Raw genomic sequence first — 19,995 nt, 5'->3', positions numbered from 1 at the left:
CGGCCATGGCTCAAAGCTCCTTGCGGATGTCCACGAGCCGCGTCAGGCCGTAGATGATCATCAGCACGACCGCCAGCAGGATCACGGCGTTGGCCGCCGCCAGCGGAAACTGCAGGTAAGAGGTCTGCACCTGGATGATCTTGCCCACCGAGGCGATCTGCTGCCCGCCCATCACGCCGATGGTGACGAAGTCGCCCATGACGATGGTGATGACGAAGATCGAACCGATGATGATGCCGGTGCGCGACAGCGGCACGATCACGTTCCACAGCGTCTGCCAGCCCGAGGCGCCCGAGTCGTTCGCGGCCTCCAGCAGGCTGCGGTCGATGCGCATCATGCTGTTGAAGATCGGCACGATCATGAACATGGTGTACAGGTGCACGAAGGCCAGCACCACGGAAAAGTCGGAGAACAACAGCCACTCGATGGGCGTCTGGATCAGGTGCAGGTCGATGAGCGTCTGGTTCACCAGGCCGTTGCGCCCCAGCAGCGGCACCCACGAGATCATGCGGATCACGTTCGACGTCCAGAACGGGATGGTGCACAGCACGAACAGCAGCGTCTGCATGCCCGGCGAGCGCACGTGGAAGGCCAGGAAGTACGCCACCGCAAAGCCCAGCACCAGCGTGATGCCCCACACCAGCAGGCTGAACTTGAGGGTGGACAGGTAGGTGCGCAGCGTGGTGCACAGGTCGGCCGTGTCGCCGCAGCCCTCGAAGATCGACAGATAGTTCTTGAACGTGAAGCCGGGCAGCAGTTCGTATTCGTTGAAGTCCCAGAAGCTCACCATCAGGATGAGCCCGAGCGGAACCAGAAAGAACAGCACGAACACCGCGGTGAAGGGCGCAGCCTGCCACCAGGCCGCGATGCCGCGGCCGGGCGCGGCGGCCACGGCGGCCACGGCGGCGGTATGGGAGGTCGAAGGAGGGCTCATGGTGCGGTGGAACGTGCTGAAGGGAAGAAGGGCTTCTGAGACGGGCCGATCGATGGGCCCGGGCTGCGGATGCCGCCCGGTTTCATCGGTCAGGCCGCGACGAACTCATTCCATTTCTGGACCATGTAGTTGTTCTCGTCCATCAGCGCGTTCCAGCACGCGATGCCGCCCATGCGCGATTCGTAGCTGCCACCGTCGCGCACGCTGCCGGCCTTGGCCAGCAGATCGCCACCGGGGCTCTTGATGTCCTGCGTGGCGGGCTTGCCTTCCATCCAGTAGGCCCACTCGTAGGCTTCCATCTTGGCCTTGGCGGTCTCCAGCACGGCGCTGTAGTAGCCCTGGCGGTTGAGGTAAGCGCCCGCCCATCCGTCGAGGAACCAGTTGATGAACTCGTAGGCGCCATCGAGCTTCTTGCCCGACAGCGTGGCCGGCAGGCCGAAGCCCGCGGCCCAGGCGCGGTAGCCTTCCTTGAGCGGCTGGAAGTTGCAGGCGATGCCCTTGGTGCGAACGGCCGTCACGGCCGGGCTCCACATGGACTGGATCACCACCTCGCCCGAGGCCATCAGGTTGACCGACTCGTTGAAGTCCTTCCACAGCGCGCGGAACTGGCCGGCGCGCTTGGCTTCGATCAAGGTCTTGATCGTGAGGTCGATCTCCTTCTTGGTCATGTTGCCCTTGTCGGGGTACTTGTACAGGCCCATGGCCTCGACCACCATCGCCGCGTCCATGATGCCGATCGAAGGAATGTTCAAAATGGCCGTCTTGCCCTTGAACTCGGGGTTCAGCAGCTCCGCCCACGAATCGATGGGGCGCTTGATGAGGTCGGGGCGAATGCCCAGCGTGTCGGCGTTGTACACGGTGGGAATCAGGCTCATGAACTGCGTCGGGCTCTTGGCGAACACCTTGCTCTTTTCACCTTCGAGATAGATCACCTTCTTGGGCGCGGTGCCCTGATCGCCCACCGCCTTGCCGCCCACCATGCCGGTGGTGAACAGCGGAGTGATCTTGTCGGCGTTCTTGATGCGCTTGGTATCGATGCCCTTCAGGTTGCCGGTGGGCACGATCTTCTTGAGCGAAAAATACTCGGTATCGATCAGGTCGAAACTGTTGGGCGCGGTCACGGCGCGCTTGGTCACGTCGTCCGTGGTCACGGCCACGTACTGGATCTCGATGCCCGTGTCCGCCTTGAATTTTTCAGCGATGGCCTTGTCCTGGTTCACCGCCGTGCCCAGGTAGCGCAGCACGATCTTTTCCTGCGCATGGATGGCCGGAAACATGCCGGCGGCCAGGATGCCGGCCGTGCCCTTGAGCAGCGAGCGGCGCTGCACGGCGGACGACGGGGCAGCGTGGGATTCGGAAAGCGCATCGGACATGGTGAAAGCTCCTAGGTTGAGACAGAGGCACGGGGGAGACGAAAAAGGAAGGACGGACAGAAGGGCGAAAAAGCGAAAGAGAAAGGGTTGAAACCGGGGACGGCCACGAGGATTGCGCCGCTCAGGGCCTCAGGCCGCCACCGCGGCAGGGGCCATGAATGCCGGGGCCGATGCACACGGGCCTCCGCGCCGGCCCCTGGCTCCAGCGGATGCGCGCGCTCAGGCTGCCAGTGCAGGCGCACGGCATCGCCCACCCGATAGGGACGGGCCGCATAGGCGGCCTCGGACACCATCACGGAGTACGCGGCGGTGGTGCTGGACGACACCACGGCGCCCTCGTCCTGCAGGCCGAGCAGCACATAGGTGCCCTGGTACTCCACGTCGGTCACCACCGCGCCCATGTGGCTGGAGCCTGCCGGCAACGCTTCGCCCACGGAAGCGATCTGCAAGTGATCGGTGCGCACGCCCACCTTGCCGGCCGGTGTCGCGATCACGTTGTGCCCCCCCATGAACCGCGCCACGAACTCGCTCGCGGGCCGGTTGTAGACCTCGTGCGGAGAGCCCACCTGCTCGATGCGGCCATGGTTCATCACCACCATGGTGTCGGCCAGGGCCATCGCCTCTTCCTGCGAATGGGTCACGTGGATGAACGTCAGCCCCAATTCCTTCTGCCAGCGCCGTAGCTCGGCCCGCATCTGGATACGCAGGAACGGGTCGAGCGCCGACAGCGGCTCGTCCAGCAGCAGGACTCGCGGCTCGGTGATCAGCGCCCGCGCCAGCGCCACGCGCTGCTGCTGCCCGCCCGACAGCTCGGCCGGCTTGCGGTCGGCCAGATGCCCCATCGCCACGCGCTCCAGCAGCGCCCGCGCCCGGCCCTGCCGCTCGGCCTTGCCAAGGCCCTTCATCTTGAGACTGAACGCCACGTTGTCCAGCGCGGACAGGTGGGGAAACAGCGCGAAGCTCTGGAACATCATCGCCGTGCCCCGCGCAGCCGCTGGCAGATCCGTGATGTTGCGGTTTTCCAGCAGCACATCGCCGCTGGTCACCGACTCGTGCCCCGCGATCATGCGCAGCGTGGTGCTCTTGCCGCAGCCCGAAGGCCCCAGCAGACAGCAGTAGCTGCCGCTGGCAATGCGCAGATCGATGCCATCGACAGCAGGCTTGCCCTGCGCGTACCGCTTGGTCAGCGCAACGATCTCGATGGCGGCGGGGGCCGAGGGGTGGGGAGTGGCGTCCATGACAAGGCACTACGCAAAGGCTGTGCCAGGCTGGAATACGGTTTTCACCCCGTTTTGTATACAAAACGGGGCGCCAAAGCCGCCAATGCACCGCTGTGGCGACTGAAGGCACCAAGGGCGCCATTTGTTCGGTGGTTACGTGATTTTTATGCAAATAACGTAAGAGTGCGTTGCAAAGGATCCATTACTGCGGAGGGACTTTTAAGATGCGCCGCGCGGTTGCTGTTCAGCGAGCCCGCGACGACGAACAAATAATGCTATGGCATCAGGGAGAAAAATGACAAACATATGGGAAGAAGCGGCCCTTCGTGCCAATCGCGTCATAGCTCAGCCGATTGGACTCACTGCGGAATATCCAGCCTCTCAATGCTTCAAAAATGTGCAGTTGGCAGATATCCCAGGAGTTATGGAGCAAAAGGGATTCAGGATAGGTGCAGCACTGATGCGCAGATGGTTTTCCAGTTCTGCATTCACGATGCCTTCGGGCTGGAAAAGAACTGACGCGACCGGCTTCGATCACCGCTTGATCAGTCCTCAGTACATTGATCAAACAATTGTCACTATGGCTTGGGCTCTGCGATTCGGCCGCACCCAGGAAGTTTTGGATGAATTGATGCGCACGATTGCAGGAAAAATGTCGCCTAAAAGTTATCAAACCTCCAAAGACAGGCTGACAAATAGACTGAAACGAGCAGGAAAGTTAGGCGCACAGGCAGTGCCATTCGGCAATAGCCAATCCGCCGTGGATCTGCATGAAACCGCACACGTCAATTCTCGAAACGTCAGCGCTAACAGCGTCGAAAAGTTGACGGACCCTATAGATGACATGTACTGCGCACTGGGCGCATTCACGCTCCATGCTGCTGCTGAAGGCGTCGTCACGCCACTCCAGGGTAAGTTTGGGCAAGCATCTCATCGCGTTGAAGTCCACTGTCTGAACTTCTATCTTCGTGATTGCTACGATTTTTCAGGCGATCAAATGTTGGGAAATTGGACCGGTACCGATATCCGCACGTTTCTAACCTCAAATCTTTATATGGCTGAAAACGCGAGTTTTCGACAGTGGAGAGACGCTCATCGAAAAGGAGGCGACTTTCTTATCTTTTCAGACATCCATAGAGAAAAACTCAGCGTTCCAATGACCTGGGATTTAAAGGCTTTTTGACATGTCCCCTCCCATCCGCGAAGCAATGCCAGTCGGGCAAAAGCGAAAATTTTCCAAGGTCTTGATCATTTTTTTTATATTGGGCGCAATCGGAATTTTGATCATGAGTCAATTCAATGACCCGTTCAAAATTGCAGAGCTGGAGAACACAAACGTTTGCGGCAATGGGGATTACCGTTTGCTCACATTCGCCTACCGGAATGGGGACGGCTACGTTCAGCTGGTGGATCGAGCAGGACGGACACATGCTCAATCGCTTTTTTCAGAAGGGACTGACCTGGGACCTATCTGGTCGAATGATTGCAAGCAGGTCAGCGTCAATACAGACAAAGACCCTGTCTTGTTGAGCGTGGAGCCATGAGGCTGACCCATCCCTCACCTGCCCCGGTCGTCACGGCGGTCGATGCCCGCCATCCCGAACATCGACGCCTGCTCCACACCTTGCCCATGAAACACCACACCTCGTCACTCTCCACCCACCGCTCGGCATTCCGCCAGCCACGCTTTTGGCAGACCTGGCCGCGGTGGATATGGCTGCTGCTTGCCGGCATGCCGCTGGCCCTGCTGGCCGGCTCCCTGCTCTCCTCCCGCGCCTTCAATACCGCGGAACTCATGCACACCGACGTGTGCGGAGGCGGCGATTACAGCCTGGAGTTCTACGACTACAGCGATGGCGCCGGCTACGTGAAGCTGGTGGACCGGGCCGGCCGATCGTACGGGCGCGCGGAGCACTCGGACGCCGACGCGCTTCGTCCGGTGTGGGCCGACGATTGCCTGTCGGTCACGGTCAGCACGGACCGCCATCGCGTGCGGCTGGAGGCCAAGCCTTGAACGGCTTCTGACCAGCGCGCTCCGGCATGTGCCCTGCGTGCCGCAGCATGTTGATGCAGGGGGCTGGCATCTGCCGCTCACCCTCCCGGGGCGCCTGCCGCAGGCAGAAGGTTGAACGCCAAACGCCAGTTCGGGCGGCCATCGCTCAGTTGCTCCGCCAGCGCGGCGCAGTCGAGGTCGTAGGCAGCGGCCAGAAACAGCAGCGGCAGTGCGTCGCGCGGCGCGTACAGGCTGCCGACCACGTGGCCGCGCTCGCCGTTGTCCGAGCGCGCCTTGTCGAAGCGCACGTCGCTGCGCACGAACTCGGCATGCGTCTTCTCGCCCTTCAGATACGGCATCAGCCACGCCACGCTGTGGGCGATGGAGGCGCCGTTCGCCGCCTTCCAGTGGTAGAAGTCTTCGCCCTGCTCCCCGAAGGCCAAGGCCAGCGTGACGAGCGGACGCAGGTCGTACACGTGGTACGACAGCGCATCACGCTCCTGAAAATCGACGCTTTCGCCGCTGGCAAGCAGGTTGTCGTTGATCTGCGCGCGCAGGCCGTCCCGGGCATAGGCGATCAACCGTGCATCGCCCAGGGCGAAGCCGATGAGGCCGACGATCTTCAGCCGATGGCTGTGCCAGTTGTTGGTGGCGGTTTTCTTCTTCAACTCCCGCGAGCCCATCTCGGCCTCGGCGATGCGCCGCATCCAGCCATCGACCGATTCGCGCGTGGCGGATGCCAAATCGGCCCGCACCAGCCGGTAGCCGAAGATGGCGGGCTCCAGGCCGGTCTCATCGATGGGCTGGCCGGTCGGGCGATTCACCTGCGCCCAGCGCAGCAGGTAGTCGCCTGCCTTGGCGGCATGGCGAGGGTCGTGGCCGAGCCGGTACGTGATGGCCAGCGCCTGGATCTTGTCCATGTCCTGCAAGCCCTCTTCGGTCCGGGCTTTGAGCGGATCGCCGCGCAGCCGGCCGCCCGTGGTCAGCACGGCGACCGGCTTGGGCTCGCTCGTCAGCGCCGCGTCGGCGATGCGCCGCTGGGCTGCGATGACCGTGCGCCATGCGGGGACAGAGGCCGACTGCACGCGAGCCTGGTCCCACTGCCGGGCGGTGGGCCAGAGGGTTTGCGCACCAGCCAGCGGCGCGAAGACAAGCAACGTGGCTCCCGCCACCAGCGCGCACCCTCGCGCAAAGGCGCTCCTGGCGTGGCGCATTCGGAACATGACCATTGAAATAACCTCCTGGTTCGGGTCCGCCACCGGACTGGTGCGGACACATCACGGCACACCACGACCCAACGGAGCGCCACCGACGTTGGCATCGGATCATCGCCAGAAGGGGGCTGTGGCAGAAGCGATGGGCTGGCCGCGAAGACGCCGCGTAAAAAAGCGTTGCACCATGGATCGATGACGGCCGGGGCCGACGCAAGCGATCAACCCATCATGATGGTTGCGGGCCACATCGATGCTTCCAACGGTTTCAGCCGCATGGACCGGGGCGGGGTGGCCGAAGCGGCGTTCACGGTGACGGAGGCCATCGTTGAAGGCATGGGTTGTGCAGGGGGCGCTCCAAGGGAAACGGCCGGCGACGGCCTTCACGTCAGCCTTTGCCCGAGACGCCCGCCTCTTCGAAACTCGCCATCTCGCGCAGCAGGGCGCAGGCCGATTGCAGCAGTGGCCATACCAATGCGGCGCCGGAGCCCTCCCCCAATCGCAGGCCCAGGTCCACCAGCGGCTCGGCCTGCAATTCGCCCAGCAGCAGCGTGTGGCCGCGCTCGCCCGATCTGTGGGCGAACACGCAGCGCTCCATCACGGCAGGCGCCAGGCGGCTCGCCACCAGCACGGCGGCGCTGGTAATGAAGCCGTCCACCACGATCACGCGGCGCTCGCTCGCGGCCTGCAGGACCGCGCCCACCATCGTGGCCACTTCCAGCCCGCCCAAGGCGGCCAGCGCTTCCAGGGGCTGCGTCGCCTCTGCATTGGCGGCCAGCGCCTGTTGCAGCACGGCGCGCTTGCGGGCCACGCCCTCCGCGTCCAGGCCGGTGCCGGCGCCGGTGCAGTCGCCGATGGGCAGGCCGCACAGGCGAGACACCAGCAGCGATGCCACCGAGGTGTTGCCGATGCCCATCTCGCCCAGCAACAGCGCGTTGCCGGGCAAGCCGCGCACGATCCCGCACCCGTTGGCAATCGCCTGGGCGCACTGGTCCGCGGTCATGGCCGGCCCCACCGACGCATCGGCCGTCCCGGCTGCGACGTGGGTGTGGCTGAGCAAACGCGGCTGGCCCGGCGCACTGTCGCGCGGCGCAATGGCGCGCGCCACGCCGCAGTCGGCCACGGTCAGGGCAAGGCCGTGCTGGCGCGCCAGCACGCTCACCGCTGCGCCGCCCGCCAGAAAGTTCTCCACCATCTGCCAGGTGACATCGCTCGGAAACGCCGACACGCCCCGCGCCGCCAGGCCATGGTCGGCCGCGCACACGAGCATCTGCGGTTGTTGCAGCACGGGCGCCTCGGTGCCCAGGATGCAGCCGATGCGAAGGGCCAGAGACTCCAGCCGGCCCAGCGCGCCCAACGGCTTGGTCTTGTGGTCCAGCAGGTGCTTCAGGCGCGCGGTCAGCGCCGCTTCGGCGAGCGGGGCCACCTCGGGCAACGCAAGGGCAACGGCATGAAGGGCATCAGGGGCAAGCGGCATCGGTCATTCACTCCAAGAAAGCGATCACAAACAAAAAAGGGCAGCGCAATGCGCCAGAGCGGGCAGCGCGCAATCCGTCATGCGCACTGCGCACCCCGGTGCGTTCGCAGCCACTCAGGGCTGAACCAGGTGTCGATACCGCCGGCCAGGCGTTCGAACACCGCATCGAGCGTGGGCACACCCGCGCCGAAAAGCGCGCGCAGCGCCGCCGGGTCCTCGAACAGGCCATGCAGGTACAGGCCCAGCACATTGCCCCGCGCGTTCTGCCAGGCCAGGCCAGGAATGATCTCGCGGGCCACATCGCCCGCCTGCGCCATGGCGGGGTGCTGAGCGGTCTGCCCGTGGTGGATCTCATAGCCGTGCACGGGCACGCCAGCCAGCGCCTGCCAAGCGCCCTGCGCGGCGCCGAACGCGCTGCGGGTGTGCCGCACGGTCTTGGCGGGCTCGAAGGCCGTCACCAGCGGCAGCAGGCCCAGGCCGGGTGCGTTGCCGTCCACGCCGTGCGTGTCGATCAGTGCCTCGCCCAGCATCTGCAGGCCGCCGCAAATGCCAAGCACCCGGCCGCCGCGCGCGGCATGGTCGGCCACGGCCGCATCCAGCCCCTGCGCGCGCAGCCAGGCGAGGTCGGCGGCAGTGGCCTTGGAGCCCGGCAGCACGATCCAGTCGGCCGCGGCCACGTCGGCCGGGCTGCGCGCCCACAGCAGGCGCACGCCGGGCACGGCCTTCAAGGGCTGGAATTCGTCGAGGTTGCTGATGCGCGGATAGGCCACCACGGCGATGGTCGTGTGCACCGTGCCACTGGCGCGCGAGGCGTCGTCGAACACCCCGTCTTCCTCCGGCAAGCCATGGTGCCACTGCATGGGAATGGTGGCCACGGTGGGCACGCCGGTCAACTGCTGCAGCATCTCGGGGGCCGGTGCCAGGAGCGCCGCATCGCCCCGGAACTTGTTGAGCACGAAGCCCTTGATCAACGCGCGTTCGTCCTCGGGCACCAGGGCCCAGGTGCCGTAGAGGTGGGCGAACGCGCCCCCCCGGTCGATGTCGGTCACCAGCAGGCAGCTGGCGCCCGCATGGCGCGCCACGCGCAGGTTGACCACGTCGCTCGCGTGCAGGTTGATCTCGGCCGGCGAGCCCGCGCCTTCGATCACGACCACGTCGTTTTCGGCGCGCAGCGCATCCAGCGCCCCGGCAATCTCGGGCCACACGCGGGCGCTGCGGCCGCGCCAGGGCAAGGCGGACAACTCTTCGCTCACCTGCCCCATGAGCACCACTTGGCTGCGCGTGTCGGCCTCGGGCTTGAGCAACAGCGGGTTCATTCGCACATCCGGTTCGGCCCGCGCCGCGAGCGCCTGGAAATACTGCGCGCTGCCGATCTCGCCATAGCCGCCTCCCGGCCCCGCCACCACGCGCGCGTTGTTGCTCATGTTCTGCGCCTTGAAGGGCGCCACCTTCAGGCCCTGGTTGCCGTACCAGCGGCACAGGGCGGTGGCCAGCCAGCTCTTGCCGGCGCCGCTGGTCGTGCCCAGCACCATGACGCAACGCGCCGCCATGTCAGCGCGCGGCCCGCGCACTGGGCCGGCAGTGGCAGCAATGCGAAAACGCAACGGAGGGGAAACAGGCAGCGAAGGCGAAGGAAGCGGAATGCACGGCGCAGTTCGATTGGCGAAGGAGCCGTATTGTCCCCCGGCCAGCCCGCCCCGCGCGCGGACGGCAACGTCAAGACCGCACCGCATGCATTGAGTGAGATCGCAGGCGGCAGCGGCCTTTGGCGCATGCCGCTGGACAAACGCTTTCACGGCAAGCTGAACGCCACGGGCACGGGCGAGATGCTGGCTTTTCGCAGCGCCACGCAGGCTCGGCCGGCTACGTCGCGATGGAAACCGTGCACGGCAGCCTGAATGGCCGCCAAGGCAGCTTCGTGCTGCAGCACGGCTCGATGATGGCGTGCGGCGTGGCGCGGCTGGATTTCCATCTTTCAAGGCATGACTCGCACCCGGCATCGCCCAGGTGACTGTTCGCCTGTTCGCCTGTTCGCCTGTTCGCCTGTTCGCCTGTCAACCAGCGCCGCACATGGCGCGCGCAGCAGCAGCAGCAGCAGTCCACCGCCCTGCCCGCCTCTCAGCGCTGCACGGCTCCGTTACCGCAAGGGCCGGACCATGCGATCCATGATGTGCTCCAGCGCCACGCCCGCATCGGTGCAGCGGCCGGTATGCACCGGAGAGGTCTGGATGATGCCGCTGCGCCGCGCGGTCAACCAGTGAAAGCGGGCGCGGTAAGGCATTTGCGCGATGGGCCCGCAGCCTGCTTCGCCCGCGCAGATGGCGACGATGGCAGCCAGATGCCGGCGCACCGTGTCCAGATCGGCAGCCGGGTCCATGGCGAGCAGGCGCGATTCGTCCAGCGCCATGGCGGCCTGCAGAAAGCCGGTGCGCTGGCACGAAAGGATGGCACCGGCGTTGACGAACTCCTCGCGCTCCACGCGCGGCACCACGCGCACGATGGCGTAGTCGTAGACATCAGCCGCGTGCATCGATCGCTCCTTGCAGCCAGGTCTGGCGGCCCGCGAGTCGCGCGGCGAAATAATCCGCGTACGCCTGCCGGTGTGTGGCCGGCGCGGTCAGCGGGCCCTCGGCATGGTCCGCTCCGGCCAGCTCCAGAAATTCGTCCGGCACCTCGGCCAGGATGCCCTGCAGCACCTCGGGCGTGAGGCGCCCGGCCAACTCGGCATCGACCGAAGCCAGCGCCGTGGCACGGGGCAGCAGCACGTGGTCGGCAATCGGGGCGAAGGGCTTGGCGGGCACGGCCACCGTGCCACTCCAGGCATGGTGGAAGGTCAGCGCCGCGCCATGGTCGATCAGCCAGGGGCGGCGGTGCCACACCAGCAGATTGGTATTGCGCGCCGTGCGGTCCACGTTACCCACCAACGTGTCGAACCACACCAGGCGCGAGGCGAAGTCGTCCGTCACGCTGTCCACCGCCGGATCGAAGTTGGCCGCGCCCGACAGATAGTCCAACCCCACGTTCAGCCCCCCGCTGGCACGGATCAGGTCCTGGATCTCGGGGTCCGGCTAGGTCTGGGCCAGGGCCACATCCAGCTGCGCGAGCACGATCTCGGGAACGGGCAGGCCCAGCGCGCGGGCGATGCCCCCGGCGATCATCTCGGCGAGCAGGGCCCGCACGCCCTGCCCCGCACCGCGGAACTTGAGCACGTACAGGCCCAGGTCGTCGCCCTCGACGACGGCGGGCATGGAGCCGCCTTCGCGCAAGGGCGTGACGTAGCGGCTGACGGTGATGGTGCGCATGGCGGGGAGCTTCCTTGGAATGAGCGGCGAAACGAGCGGGGATGTTAGCGGCAGCGGCTGCACCGGCAGGCCGATGGCCGAGCGCTCATCGAAGGCTCGCGGTCCACCGGCCCCCATGCCAAGCCCGCCGCAGCGCCTGCTGGGATTGCAGCGGCAGCACCCCCAGCCGCACCTGCCCCGGCAAGCCGAAGGATGCGCAGTCCCGCAGCTTGATACCGTCCTCGCGCAACGACGCCAGCGCAGCTGGCAGGTCGTTGACCGCAGGCCGCGCCACGAAGTAGTTGGCAAGGCTCCCGGGCGAGACGGTCCAGCCCAGCGATTCGCACAGCACCTGCTGCTGCGCCTTCCAGGCGCGCAGCGTGTCCAGGCTGCCGTGCAACCATTGCTGGGTGCAGGGAGCGGTCCACGACGACAGCAGCGCCACGCCATGGGCGCCAGTGGGCCAGGACGGGGCCAGCGACTGCAGCGCGGCAAGGTCTTGCGGCGGCTGGGCCTTTGGCGCGATGGCATAGGCCGCGCGCACGCCGGTCAGGCCCAGGGCCTTGTTGGGGGTCCACAGCTGCCAGGCGTCGGCGGGCATGGGAGCGGCGGCGGTGCCGTTCAGGCGCAGGGGCGCGTAGGCGCAGTCGAGCACGCGCAGCGCGCCGTCGTCCGCGGCCGACCTGCTCCACCCGGCCAGCACCGGGTCCGGCGTGCCGAGCGGGCTGGAGGGGTCGCAGGCCCAGTGCAGGCCGGCGGCCTCATGGCTGGCACCGGGCGCAGCGGGCACCACTTCCAGCCCCCAGGCGTTCGCTGCGCGTGCGTAGTCGCCGTAGCCGTGCATCGGCACCGCCACGGCGCGCGCGCCGTGGCGGGCCGCGAAGGCGGTGATGCGGTGGATGAATTCGCTGGCGCTGCCTGCGATCACGATGCGCGCCGGGGCCACGCCGTGGAACGCGCCCAGGCGCTCTCGCAGCGCGGTGTAGGCCGGGTCGGGGTAGCGGGTGGCGTCCGCGCTGCGCAGCGCTTCGAGCGCATCGGGGCATGGCCCGCAGGCGTTGCTGTTGGTGGAAAAGTCATGCAGCGGCACGCCCAGTGCATCCGGGCCGCCATGCAGGGGGCCATGCGTCACATCCATCGCAGCCACCAAATTGCTATCGAAAAATGAGCAATCAAGGCAATGAATCCGGCGGCAATGACCACATTCGATGCCCAACGTGCCGCCCGCGGCGTGTCATGCGCCCCGGGGTTGCGGCCGGGCGCGTTCAGCGTGTACACGCCGGGCTTGGCCAGGTGCACGCCGAGCGAGAGCGCCATGGCGGCCATCGGCCAGCCGCTGTTGGGCGATGGCGTGCGGTGCGCTTCGGCCACCAGCGTGCGCCAGCGTGGCCGGCCGGCAATGGCCCACAGCAGGCAGGCCGTGATGCGCGCAGGCAGCCACGAGAGCACGTCGTCCGCACGGGCCGCCCATTTGCCGGCCCATTGCCAGTAGCGTCCGCCGCGCATGCCGGGGTAGCCCCACATGGCGTCGGCCGTGTTGGCGAACCGGTAGAGCGCGGCACCCGGCAAGCCCAGCAGCGCGAACCAGAACAGCGGCGCGACCACCGAGTCGTTGAGGTTCTCGGCGAGCGATTCGATGGCGCTTTCGCGCACCTCGCAGGCGTCGAGTCCGCTCACGTCGCGGCTCACCAGCCGCGCCAGGCGCGCCCGCCCCGCCTGCAGCGATTGCGCCAAGGCCGACTCCACCGCCAGCACTTCGTCGCGCAGCATGCGCCAGGCCAGCAGCGGCTTGAGCAGCAGCGCCATCAGCACCGCCGCCAGCCATGGCGGCGCATACCGCAGCACCAGCACTTGCGCGGCACAGGCCACTATCAAAACAATAGCTGCCACCGCACACCACAGTAGCGCTGCAAGCCAAAAAGACTTCAAATCCCGCCCCGTGGGTTGCAGCGGCGCCGCCCGGTCACCGCAGGCTTGCAGCGCGCGGCCCATCCAGACGACGGGGTGTACGGCCACGGGCGGCTCGCCCCAGCAGCGGTCGATCGCCAGCGCCAGCGGCACGGCGGCGGCGGGGGCCAGGGCCATGGGCCAGGCGGCCATGAACGCACCGGCGGCGGCGCTGCTCGCGGCGTCCATCAGCGGCCCTCCTCCCCATCGGCGCGAGGGACCGAGCCCGGGCCCGGGCGGGCAGCGGCGCCGGGTGGCTCGGGCAGCATGCCGGCCAGCCAGGGCGCCGGCTGGCCCCAGGCGTCGTCGAACACCACCGATTCCAGCGGCGCGCGGCGCGCCCAGCGCTCGCGCTGGAGCATGGGTTCTTCGTAGAAGCCGTGCACCGGCCCGATCGACAGCAGCGCCACGGCCTCGGCGCCCGGCGGCAGGCCCAGCAGATCGCCAACGGCGACGGGATCGAACAGCGACACCCAGCCCATGCCCAGGCCTTCGGCGCGCGCGGCCAGCCAGAGGTTCTGGATGGCGCAGGCGACGGAGGCCAGGTCCATCTGCGGCATCGTGCGGCGGCCGAACACGTGCGCCTCGCGCCCGTCGGCCAGGGCCACGACGATGCATTCGGCCGCATCGCGCAGGCCTTCGACCTTCAGCCGCAAGAATTCGCCGCCACGCTCGCCCAGGGCTTCGGCGGTGCACTGGCGCTCGGCCTCGACGCACGCATGCAGGCGCCCGCGCAGCGCCGGATCGGCCACGCGGATGAAGCGCCAGGGCTGCATGAAGCCCACGCTGGGGCCCAGGTGCGCGGCCTGCAGCAGCCGCGCCAGCACCTCGGGCGCGACCTGCCCGCCCGCGAAGTGGCGCATGTCGCGCCGCTCGCGGATGGCGCGGTACACGGCCTCGCGCTCCTGCGGGGAAAACGCCGTGCCGGGCTGGCCGGGCTGGCTGGGCTGGCTGGGGGGCAAGGCGTCAGGCGCCGAAGCATCGGCGGGAATGGCGGGGGCGGTCACGGCGTCTTCGTGAAGCTGATAACGATCGCGATAGCGGCTCAATCCTCGATGCCGCGCTGCGCCGGCACACCCGCCTGGAACGCGTGCTTGACCATGCCCATTTCGGTCACCGTATCGGCGACCTCGATCACCTCGGGCGGGCAGCGGCGCCCGGTGAGCACCACGTGCACATGGCGCGGGCGGTCGCGCAGCACCTGCAGCACCTCTTCGAGCGGCAGCCAGCCGTAGATGAGCGGGTAGGTGATCTCGTCCAGCACCACCAGGAAGAATTCGCCGCCCAGCACCGCGGCGCGGGCGCGTTCCCAGCCGGCGCGGGCCAGTTCGGCCGAGTTGTCGATGTCTCGGCTCTTCCAGGTGAAGCCGTCGCCCAGGCCTTCGATGGGAATGCCCAGTTGCTCGAACATGCGGTGCTCGCCGAAGCGCGCGGTGGGCACTTTCATGAACTGGAAGATCTTGACGGGCTTGCCACGGCCGTGGGCGCGCAGCGCCAGCCCGAAGGCTGCGGTGCTTTTGCCCTTGCCGTTGCCGGTGTTCACCAGCACGATGCCGCGGCGTTCGCCGTCGGGTTTTTCGGAGCGCCGTTCGGCGGGAGGGGTTTCGATCTGCATGCGAGGTTCTCGGGGTCGGGTCGAAAAATCGGAAGGGTTTGGCGGGTTGGCGGCAGGCGGCGGCGCAGCAGGTGCAGTTCGGTCGTGCGTCAGTGCGTCAGTGCGTCAGTTCGTTGGTGTTTTCAGGCTCAGCGGTCGATGCGCGGCAGCGACACCCACATTCCGGCCACCTGCTGCACGTGAATGCGCTGGTCGAACACGGCCTGCAGCGCGGCGTGCGTGGCCGGGTCGGCGCAGGCGCCGAAGTGCACGATGCGCCCGCCCGCCATGATGGCCATGTCGTCGGCCTGCAGCGCCAGCGACACCTCGTGCAGCACGCTCACCACCGTGCCGCCGCTGGCGGCCAGCGCGCGCATGGCGTGCAGCCAGTCGGCCTGGTGCGGCGGGTCGAGGTTGGCCAGGGGCTCGTCCATCAGCAGCACCTCGGCCTGCACGGCCAGCGCCCGGGCCAGCAGCACGCGCTGGCGTTCGCCGCCCGACAGCTGGCCGAGCGGGCGGTGGCGCCACTCCCACGCCTGCGTGGTGCGCAGGGCCTGCTCCACGGCGGCATGGTCGGCAGGGCTGGCCGGGGCCATCCAGCGCTGGTGCGGCAGGCGGCCGAGCATGGCCACGTCGTAGGCGGTCAGGTCGTCCGCCGAGGCCTCGTTCTGGCCCAGCCACGCGAGGCGGCGCGCGCGTTCGCGGGCCGCAACGGACAAGAGCGGCCGACCCAGCAGCTGCACCTCGCCCTGCACCGCCGCGCCGCGCAGCAAGCCGGCAAGCACCTTGAGGAGGGTCGATTTGCCGGCCCCGTTGGGGCCGACCACGCTGGTCCAGCGGCCGGCCTGCACGGCAAGGCCGATGCCGTTCAGGACCGGGGCATTTCCGATGCGGGCCGTGACGCCGCTCGCCTGAAGCGCTATTTTCTTCACAGCGAATGCCCCAAGGCGGAGCGCCGGTGCATGAGCCACAGCAGGTAGGTGCCGCCCAGCGCGGCGGTGAGCACGCCCACGGGCAGTTCCTGCGGCGCGAGCAGCCAGCGCGCCAGAATGTCGGCGGCCAGCAGCAGCGATGCGCCCATCAAGCTGGAGAGCACGATGTGCCGCTGGTGCGTCGCCTTGACGATGGAGCGCACCAGGTGCGGTGCGGCCAGTCCCACGAAGGCGATCAGGCCGGTCTGCGCCACGGCGGTGCCGGTGGCCAGCGCCATGGCCGCCACCAGCCCCATGCGCATGGGACCGAGCGGCAGCCCCAGGCTGGCGGCCGTGGCCTCGCCCAGCGTGAGGCCGTCGAGCGCCCGCGACAGGGTCCATGCGGCGACGCTGCACAGCCCCCAGGCCCCGGCCATGAGCGCGCACGACACCCAGCCGACGAAGCTGGTGCTGCCCAGCGTGAAAGCCTGCATGGCTTGAAGAATATCGGGCGATGCCAGTTCCACCAGATCGCGCAGCGCGCCCAGCACCACGCCCACGATCACGCCGGCCAGCAGCAGCCGCAGCGTGTGCTGCACCCCGCGCGCGAGCAAAAGGGTAAGGGCCACGGCCCCCGCCGCGCCCAAAAACGCCATGCCGGTGACGCCCAGCCGCGCCAGCCACTGCGCCGCCATGGGCGAGACGCCGAACAGCGCCATCGCCACCGCGCCGCCCAGCGCCGCGCCCGAGGCCGAGCCCAGCAGATACGGGTCGGCCAGCGGATTGCGAAACAGCCCCTGCGCCACCGCGCCCGCCAGCCCCAGCAGCGCGCCGGCGAGCCAGGCGCCCAAGGTGCGCGGCAGCCGGATCTCCCACACGATCTGCCAGGCGACCGGGTCCTGCCCCATGCGCAGCAGGCTTTCGAAGCCGGTGCTGCCGACGCACGCGCCTGCCATCAGCAGCACGGCGCTGACGGCCAGCAGGCCGGCTCCCAGCCACGCGGCGCGGCGCCCTCCCGGCGCACCAGCGCTCATGGCGCCTTGTCCGCCAGGCACCGGGCCATGAGGCGCGCGGCCTCGGCCATGCGGGGGCCGGGCCGCACCACCACGTCGGCCTCACCGGGGCCGAAGAGGCACATGCGGTCTTCGCGCACGGCCTTGAGGCTGCTCCAGCCCGGGTACAGCGCCATGGCCTGCATGCTGCGGTTGCCGATCATGATCACGTCGGGCCGGGCCCGCACGACGAACTCGGGGTTCAGCCGGGGGAACGGCCCCAGCTCGGGCGGCACCACGTTGCGCGCGCCCAGGCGCGTCAGCGTCTCGCCGATGAACGAGGCCGTGCCGGCCGCATACGGCCCGCGGCTCACCTCGAAATACACGCGCGCGCCGCGCGCACGCGCCGGCAGCGACTGCGTGGCCGCCTGCACGCCGGCATCGATCACGCGCCACAGCCGGTCGGCGCCCTGCGCTTGCGGCACGCCGAGCAATTGGCCCAGCGTGGCGAGCACGCGGCGCACGTCGGCATGGGTCTTGGGCTCCAGTGCCACCACTTTCAGGCCCAGCGCCTCCAGCCGGTCGCTGGCGCGCGAGCTGGTGGCCAGCAGCACCACGTCGGGCTGCAGGGCCACGATGGCCTCGATGTTCGGATCGATGCCGCCGCCCAGCTGCGGCAGGCGCTGCACGGCTTCGGGCCAGTTGGAATAGCGGTCCACGCCCACCAGGCGCTGGCACTGCTGCAGCTCGCACACGCTCTCCGTCAGCGAGGGCAGCAGGCTCACGATGCGCTGCGGCGGCTGGGCGAACGACACGGTGCGCCCCCGCGCGTCGGTCACCTCGATCAGCGCGGCCGATGCGGCCCCCGCCCAAAAAACCAGCGCGGCCAGCGCAAGAGCGGCCACCATCGGCAGGCGCGCGGCACGGCGGCCCGCGCGATCCGGCCGCTGCCAGAACCACCGGAAAGCAAAAGCGAAAGAAACACTCATGGCCCGTCCTTCAACGTGAGCGGCAGCCCCGCCGCCACCAGGGTGACGCGCTGGCAGGCCTCGGCCGTGCGCTGGTTGAGCACGCCCAGCGCATCGACGAAGGCGCGAACCTCGCGGCCCATCGGGATCACGCCCAGGCCGATCTCGTTGCCCACCAGCACCACGGGGCCGAGTGCCTGGCGGATTGCTCCTAAAAACATAGCACACTGCCCTAGCCAATCATGCGCTGGAGGCCGTTTTGACTCCAAATCCTTTTCGCCGCCGTCGGGCGTGGCCGGCATCAGCCAGTTGGTGAGCCAGAGCGTGAGGCAGTCCACCACGATCATCGTGTCGGGGCCGCCATGCCGGGCCAGCGCACCGGCCAGATCGAGCGGCTCTTCCAGCGTGCGCAGGCCGGGCACCCGCTCGGCACGGTCGCGCTGGTGGCGCGCGATGCGCTCGCGCATCTCATCGTCCCACGGCTGGCCGGTGGCGACCAGCAGCGCGCGGTGCGTGGGCGAATCGGCCAGCCACTGGCGTGCCAGCAGTTCGGCGCGGCGCGACTTGCCGCTCTTCTGGCCGCCGAGGATCAGCTCGCTCGGCGCGATGGTGCCGGGCCCGGTCATGCGTGCGGCTCCTTCGCCGGGGCCGCGCCCAGCAGCGCCGCCACAGCCCGCGGGCTGGATGGAAACCACGCATGGAAATAGCTGGCGTGAATGCTGCCGTGCCGGTACAGCGCTTCGCCCGGGCCCGGCGGTCCCGCGTGCGCAGGCCGCTCGGTGCGCGCACGCACCGGCGCCGGGCTGTCGCAGGTGGAGTAGTGAAAGGTGTGGCCGCGCAGCACATGGCCATCCACGGCCAGTTGCTGCGGCCCCAGGGCGGCCAGCCGCTTTTGCATGGCCACGCGGCCGGGCAGCAGTCCCCACAGCGGCCGCTGCTGGCCGTCGGCCAGGGTGATCGATTCGAACAGGGCCATCATGCCGCCGCATTCTGCCCACACCGCACGGCCGGCTTCCACGTGGGCCCGCAGGCTGGCCTGCATGCCGGTCTGGCTGGCAAGCCGGTCGGCGTGCAGCTCGGGGTAGCCACCGGGCAGCCACACGGCATCGCACGGCGGCAGCGCAGCATCGGCCAGGGGCGAAAACCGCACCACGCGCGCGCCCAGCGCCTGCAGCGTGTCCAGATTGGCCTGGTAGATGAAGCAGAACGCCGCGTCGTCGGCCACCGCCACGGTGCGGCCCTGCAGCAGCGGCGGCACCGCGTCGGCGGCCTCGGGCGCCGCGAAGCGGACGGCCCAGCGCTGCAACTCGTCGGGCGACAGCCGGCCCAGCGGCGTGTTCGCCAGCGCATCGGCCGCGGCGTCCAGCCGCGCCAGGCCGTCGGCCAGCTCGTGCGCGGCGACCAGGCCGAGGTGGCGCTCGGGCAGCAGCCCGGTGCGCGATCGCGCCGCGGCAGGCTCCGAGGCGCGCGCAGCGTCTTGCGGCAAGGCCGATGGCTGCACGCGCGGCAAGGCGCCCAGCCAGTCCCCGGGGTCGTTCAGCCCGGCGCGCAGCAGGTCGGCATGGCGTTCGGTCGCCACGCGGTTGGCCAGCACGCCGGCCCACGGCAGGCCGGCGCGGTAGTGCCGCAAGCCATGCACGATCGCCCCGAGCGTGCCGCCCATGGCGGAGGCATCCACCACGGCCAGCACCGGCAGCCCGAAGCGCTGCGCGAGGTCGGCCAGGCTGGGCTCGCCATCGAAAAGGCCCATCACGCCTTCGATGAGGATCAGGTCGGCCTCGCACGCCGCCGCGTGCAGGCGCTGGGCGATGTCGGCCTCGCCCGTCATCCAGAGATCGATCTGGTGCACCGGGGCGCCGCTGGCCAGCTGGTGCCAGCAGGGGTCGAGAAAATCCGGCCCGCACTTGAAGACCCGCACCCGCCGCCCCTGGCGGGCATGCAGCCGCGCAAGCGCCGCAGTCACCGTGGTCTTGCCCTGGCCGGAGGCGGGCGCGGCGATGGCAATGGCGGGGCAGCGCACGCTGCCCGCCATGCCCGCCGCGTCTTCTGCGCTTGCCGCTTCTCCCCTCGCCCTCATGGGTTCTTCGTCGCCGG

General features: G+C 68.6%; 21 protein-coding genes and 1 pseudogene. 5 read left to right on the top strand and 17 right to left on the bottom strand.

The window, feature by feature from the left end; translation table 11 throughout:
* Nucleotides 1-10: 10 nt before the first annotated feature.
* The 3 genes from AVHM3334_RS09440 to AVHM3334_RS09430 form a co-directional block, all read right to left on the bottom strand.
* A complete protein-coding gene (locus AVHM3334_RS09440) occupies nt 11-934 on the bottom strand; it encodes an ABC transporter permease (protein WP_284411692.1) in 924 nt (307 codons plus the stop codon).
* 89 nt (nt 935-1,023) lie between these two features.
* Nucleotides 1,024-2,307, bottom strand: coding sequence for an ABC transporter substrate-binding protein (locus AVHM3334_RS09435; RefSeq protein WP_284411690.1), 1,284 nt, complete (start codon nt 2,305-2,307; stop codon nt 1,024-1,026).
* Between the two features lie 11 nt (nt 2,308-2,318).
* Nucleotides 2,319-3,545 carry an ABC transporter ATP-binding protein gene (locus tag AVHM3334_RS09430; RefSeq protein ID WP_284411688.1) on the bottom strand — a complete coding sequence of 409 codons (1,227 nt, stop codon included), beginning with the start codon at nt 3,543-3,545 and terminating at the stop codon, nt 2,319-2,321.
* Between the two features lie 277 nt (nt 3,546-3,822).
* On the opposite strand from AVHM3334_RS09430, the gene AVHM3334_RS09425 reads away from it, so the two are divergent.
* The 3 genes from AVHM3334_RS09425 to AVHM3334_RS09415 all read left to right on the top strand — a co-directional run bounded on the left by AVHM3334_RS09425 (nt 3,823) and on the right by AVHM3334_RS09415 (nt 5,541).
* Entirely contained in the window at nt 3,823-4,710 is an 888-nt protein-coding gene (locus AVHM3334_RS09425; protein ID WP_284411686.1) for a DUF6402 family protein, read from the top strand.
* Between the two features lies 1 nt (nt 4,711).
* Nucleotides 4,712-5,071, top strand: a complete 360-nt coding sequence (locus AVHM3334_RS09420; protein WP_284411684.1) for a hypothetical protein — start codon at nt 4,712-4,714, stop codon at nt 5,069-5,071.
* Between the two features lie 86 nt (nt 5,072-5,157).
* Nucleotides 5,158-5,541 (top strand): hypothetical protein, encoded by a 384-nt coding sequence (locus AVHM3334_RS09415; RefSeq protein ID WP_284411682.1) that lies wholly within the window; start codon nt 5,158-5,160, stop codon nt 5,539-5,541.
* 77 nt (nt 5,542-5,618) lie between these two features.
* Here AVHM3334_RS09415 and AVHM3334_RS09410 read toward each other — a convergent pair whose 3' ends face one another.
* The 3 genes from AVHM3334_RS09410 to AVHM3334_RS09400 form a co-directional block, all read right to left on the bottom strand.
* A complete protein-coding gene (locus AVHM3334_RS09410; RefSeq protein ID WP_284411680.1) occupies nt 5,619-6,749 on the bottom strand; it encodes an alginate lyase family protein in 1,131 nt (376 codons plus the stop codon).
* A gap of 370 nt (nt 6,750-7,119) precedes the next feature.
* Complete coding sequence (gene cobT / locus AVHM3334_RS09405) at nt 7,120-8,208, bottom strand: nicotinate-nucleotide--dimethylbenzimidazole phosphoribosyltransferase (RefSeq protein ID WP_284411678.1); 1,089 nt, start codon at nt 8,206-8,208, stop codon at nt 7,120-7,122.
* Nucleotides 8,209-8,285: 77 nt separating this feature from the next.
* A complete protein-coding gene (locus AVHM3334_RS09400) occupies nt 8,286-9,758 on the bottom strand; it encodes a cobyric acid synthase (protein ID WP_284411676.1) in 1,473 nt (490 codons plus the stop codon).
* A gap of 126 nt (nt 9,759-9,884) precedes the next feature.
* Between AVHM3334_RS09400 and AVHM3334_RS09395 the strand changes: the two genes are divergently transcribed.
* On the top strand, nt 9,885-10,106 hold the full coding sequence (locus AVHM3334_RS09395) for a hypothetical protein (protein ID WP_284411674.1): 222 nt from the start codon (nt 9,885-9,887) through the stop codon (nt 10,104-10,106).
* A complete protein-coding gene (locus tag AVHM3334_RS09390) occupies nt 10,082-10,219 on the top strand; it encodes a DUF3224 domain-containing protein (protein WP_284411672.1) in 138 nt (45 codons plus the stop codon). Before AVHM3334_RS09395 ends, AVHM3334_RS09390 begins: the two co-directional genes overlap by 25 nt.
* Nucleotides 10,220-10,345: 126 nt before the next feature.
* On the opposite strand, the gene AVHM3334_RS09385 is transcribed toward AVHM3334_RS09390, so the two are convergent.
* The 11 genes and pseudogenes from AVHM3334_RS09385 to AVHM3334_RS09335 form a co-directional block, all read right to left on the bottom strand.
* Nucleotides 10,346-10,738, bottom strand: a complete 393-nt coding sequence (locus AVHM3334_RS09385) for a DUF3037 domain-containing protein (protein WP_284411671.1) — start codon at nt 10,736-10,738, stop codon at nt 10,346-10,348.
* Nucleotides 10,725-11,510: pseudogene (locus AVHM3334_RS09380) on the bottom strand (HipA family kinase). Before AVHM3334_RS09380 ends, AVHM3334_RS09385 begins: the two are co-directional and overlap by 14 nt.
* 85 nt (nt 11,511-11,595) lie before the next feature.
* Nucleotides 11,596-12,627, bottom strand: a complete 1,032-nt coding sequence (locus tag AVHM3334_RS09375; RefSeq protein ID WP_284411669.1) for an aminotransferase class I/II-fold pyridoxal phosphate-dependent enzyme — start codon at nt 12,625-12,627, stop codon at nt 11,596-11,598.
* Nucleotides 12,618-13,625, bottom strand: a complete 1,008-nt coding sequence (gene cbiB, locus AVHM3334_RS09370; protein WP_502869886.1) for an adenosylcobinamide-phosphate synthase CbiB — start codon at nt 13,623-13,625, stop codon at nt 12,618-12,620. The genes AVHM3334_RS09375 and cbiB overlap by 10 nt, the downstream gene beginning before the upstream one ends.
* A complete protein-coding gene (bluB, locus tag AVHM3334_RS09365) occupies nt 13,625-14,299 on the bottom strand; it encodes a 5,6-dimethylbenzimidazole synthase (protein ID WP_284411801.1) in 675 nt (224 codons plus the stop codon). Before bluB ends, cbiB begins: the two co-directional genes overlap by 1 nt.
* Nucleotides 14,300-14,481: 182 nt before the next feature.
* Nucleotides 14,482-15,051 (bottom strand): cob(I)yrinic acid a,c-diamide adenosyltransferase, encoded by a 570-nt coding sequence (gene cobO / locus AVHM3334_RS09360; protein WP_284411667.1) that lies wholly within the window; start codon nt 15,049-15,051, stop codon nt 14,482-14,484.
* A 128-nt stretch (nt 15,052-15,179) separates the two neighbouring features.
* Nucleotides 15,180-15,962 carry an ABC transporter ATP-binding protein gene (locus tag AVHM3334_RS09355; RefSeq protein WP_284411665.1) on the bottom strand — a complete coding sequence of 261 codons (783 nt, stop codon included), beginning with the start codon at nt 15,960-15,962 and terminating at the stop codon, nt 15,180-15,182.
* Nucleotides 15,959-16,975: a FecCD family ABC transporter permease gene (locus tag AVHM3334_RS09350; protein WP_284411664.1), complete on the bottom strand. Its 1,017-nt coding sequence runs from the start codon at nt 16,973-16,975 to the stop codon at nt 15,959-15,961. The genes AVHM3334_RS09355 and AVHM3334_RS09350 overlap by 4 nt, the downstream gene beginning before the upstream one ends.
* Nucleotides 16,972-17,841 carry an ABC transporter substrate-binding protein gene (locus AVHM3334_RS09345; RefSeq protein WP_284411799.1) on the bottom strand — a complete coding sequence of 290 codons (870 nt, stop codon included), beginning with the start codon at nt 17,839-17,841 and terminating at the stop codon, nt 16,972-16,974. Before AVHM3334_RS09345 ends, AVHM3334_RS09350 begins: the two co-directional genes overlap by 4 nt.
* Nucleotides 17,842-17,918: 77 nt before the next feature.
* Nucleotides 17,919-18,527 (bottom strand): bifunctional adenosylcobinamide kinase/adenosylcobinamide-phosphate guanylyltransferase, encoded by a 609-nt coding sequence (locus AVHM3334_RS09340; RefSeq protein WP_284411662.1) that lies wholly within the window; start codon nt 18,525-18,527, stop codon nt 17,919-17,921.
* Complete coding sequence (locus AVHM3334_RS09335; RefSeq protein WP_284411660.1) at nt 18,524-19,978, bottom strand: nucleotide-binding protein; 1,455 nt, start codon at nt 19,976-19,978, stop codon at nt 18,524-18,526. The genes AVHM3334_RS09340 and AVHM3334_RS09335 overlap by 4 nt, the downstream gene beginning before the upstream one ends.
* Between the last annotated feature and the right edge of the window lie 17 nt (nt 19,979-19,995).

It is taken from the genome of Acidovorax sp. SUPP3334 (assembly GCF_030159055.1).
In the GTDB taxonomy this organism is placed as follows: domain Bacteria; phylum Pseudomonadota; class Gammaproteobacteria; order Burkholderiales; family Burkholderiaceae_C; genus Paracidovorax.
Note: the sequence above shows the minus strand (reverse complement) of the source record. Positions and strands in the feature narration are given on the sequence as shown.

Bases quoted from the DNA above. Each gene is read 5' to 3' on its own strand.
- AVHM3334_RS09440 (WP_284411692.1), bottom strand. From the start codon at position 934: ATGAGCCCTCCTTCGACCTCCCATACCGCCGCCGTGGCCGCCGTGGCC.
- AVHM3334_RS09435 (WP_284411690.1), bottom strand. From the start codon at position 2,307: ATGTCCGATGCGCTTTCCGAATCCCACGCTGCCCCGTCGTCCGCCGTG.
- AVHM3334_RS09430 (WP_284411688.1), bottom strand. From the start codon at position 3,545: ATGGACGCCACTCCCCACCCCTCGGCCCCCGCCGCCATCGAGATCGTT.
- AVHM3334_RS09425 (WP_284411686.1), top strand. From the start codon at position 3,823: ATGACAAACATATGGGAAGAAGCGGCCCTTCGTGCCAATCGCGTCATA.
- AVHM3334_RS09420 (WP_284411684.1), top strand. From the start codon at position 4,712: ATGTCCCCTCCCATCCGCGAAGCAATGCCAGTCGGGCAAAAGCGAAAA.
- AVHM3334_RS09415 (WP_284411682.1), top strand. From the start codon at position 5,158: ATGAAACACCACACCTCGTCACTCTCCACCCACCGCTCGGCATTCCGC.
- AVHM3334_RS09410 (WP_284411680.1), bottom strand. From the start codon at position 6,749: ATGGTCATGTTCCGAATGCGCCACGCCAGGAGCGCCTTTGCGCGAGGG.
- cobT (WP_284411678.1), bottom strand. From the start codon at position 8,208: ATGCCGCTTGCCCCTGATGCCCTTCATGCCGTTGCCCTTGCGTTGCCC.
- AVHM3334_RS09400 (WP_284411676.1), bottom strand. From the start codon at position 9,758: ATGGCGGCGCGTTGCGTCATGGTGCTGGGCACGACCAGCGGCGCCGGC.
- AVHM3334_RS09390 (WP_284411672.1), top strand. From the start codon at position 10,082: ATGGAAACCGTGCACGGCAGCCTGAATGGCCGCCAAGGCAGCTTCGTG.
- AVHM3334_RS09385 (WP_284411671.1), bottom strand. From the start codon at position 10,738: ATGCACGCGGCTGATGTCTACGACTACGCCATCGTGCGCGTGGTGCCG.
- AVHM3334_RS09375 (WP_284411669.1), bottom strand. From the start codon at position 12,627: ATGGATGTGACGCATGGCCCCCTGCATGGCGGCCCGGATGCACTGGGC.
- cbiB (WP_502869886.1), bottom strand. From the start codon at position 13,625: ATGGACGCCGCGAGCAGCGCCGCCGCCGGTGCGTTCATGGCCGCCTGG.
- bluB (WP_284411801.1), bottom strand. From the start codon at position 14,299: ATGCGCCACTTCGCGGGCGGGCAGGTCGCGCCCGAGGTGCTGGCGCGG.
- cobO (WP_284411667.1), bottom strand. From the start codon at position 15,051: ATGCAGATCGAAACCCCTCCCGCCGAACGGCGCTCCGAAAAACCCGAC.
- AVHM3334_RS09350 (WP_284411664.1), bottom strand. From the start codon at position 16,975: ATGAGCGCTGGTGCGCCGGGAGGGCGCCGCGCCGCGTGGCTGGGAGCC.
- AVHM3334_RS09345 (WP_284411799.1), bottom strand. From the start codon at position 17,841: ATGGTGGCCGCTCTTGCGCTGGCCGCGCTGGTTTTTTGGGCGGGGGCC.
- AVHM3334_RS09340 (WP_284411662.1), bottom strand. From the start codon at position 18,527: ATGACCGGGCCCGGCACCATCGCGCCGAGCGAGCTGATCCTCGGCGGC.
- AVHM3334_RS09335 (WP_284411660.1), bottom strand. From the start codon at position 19,978: ATGAGGGCGAGGGGAGAAGCGGCAAGCGCAGAAGACGCGGCGGGCATG.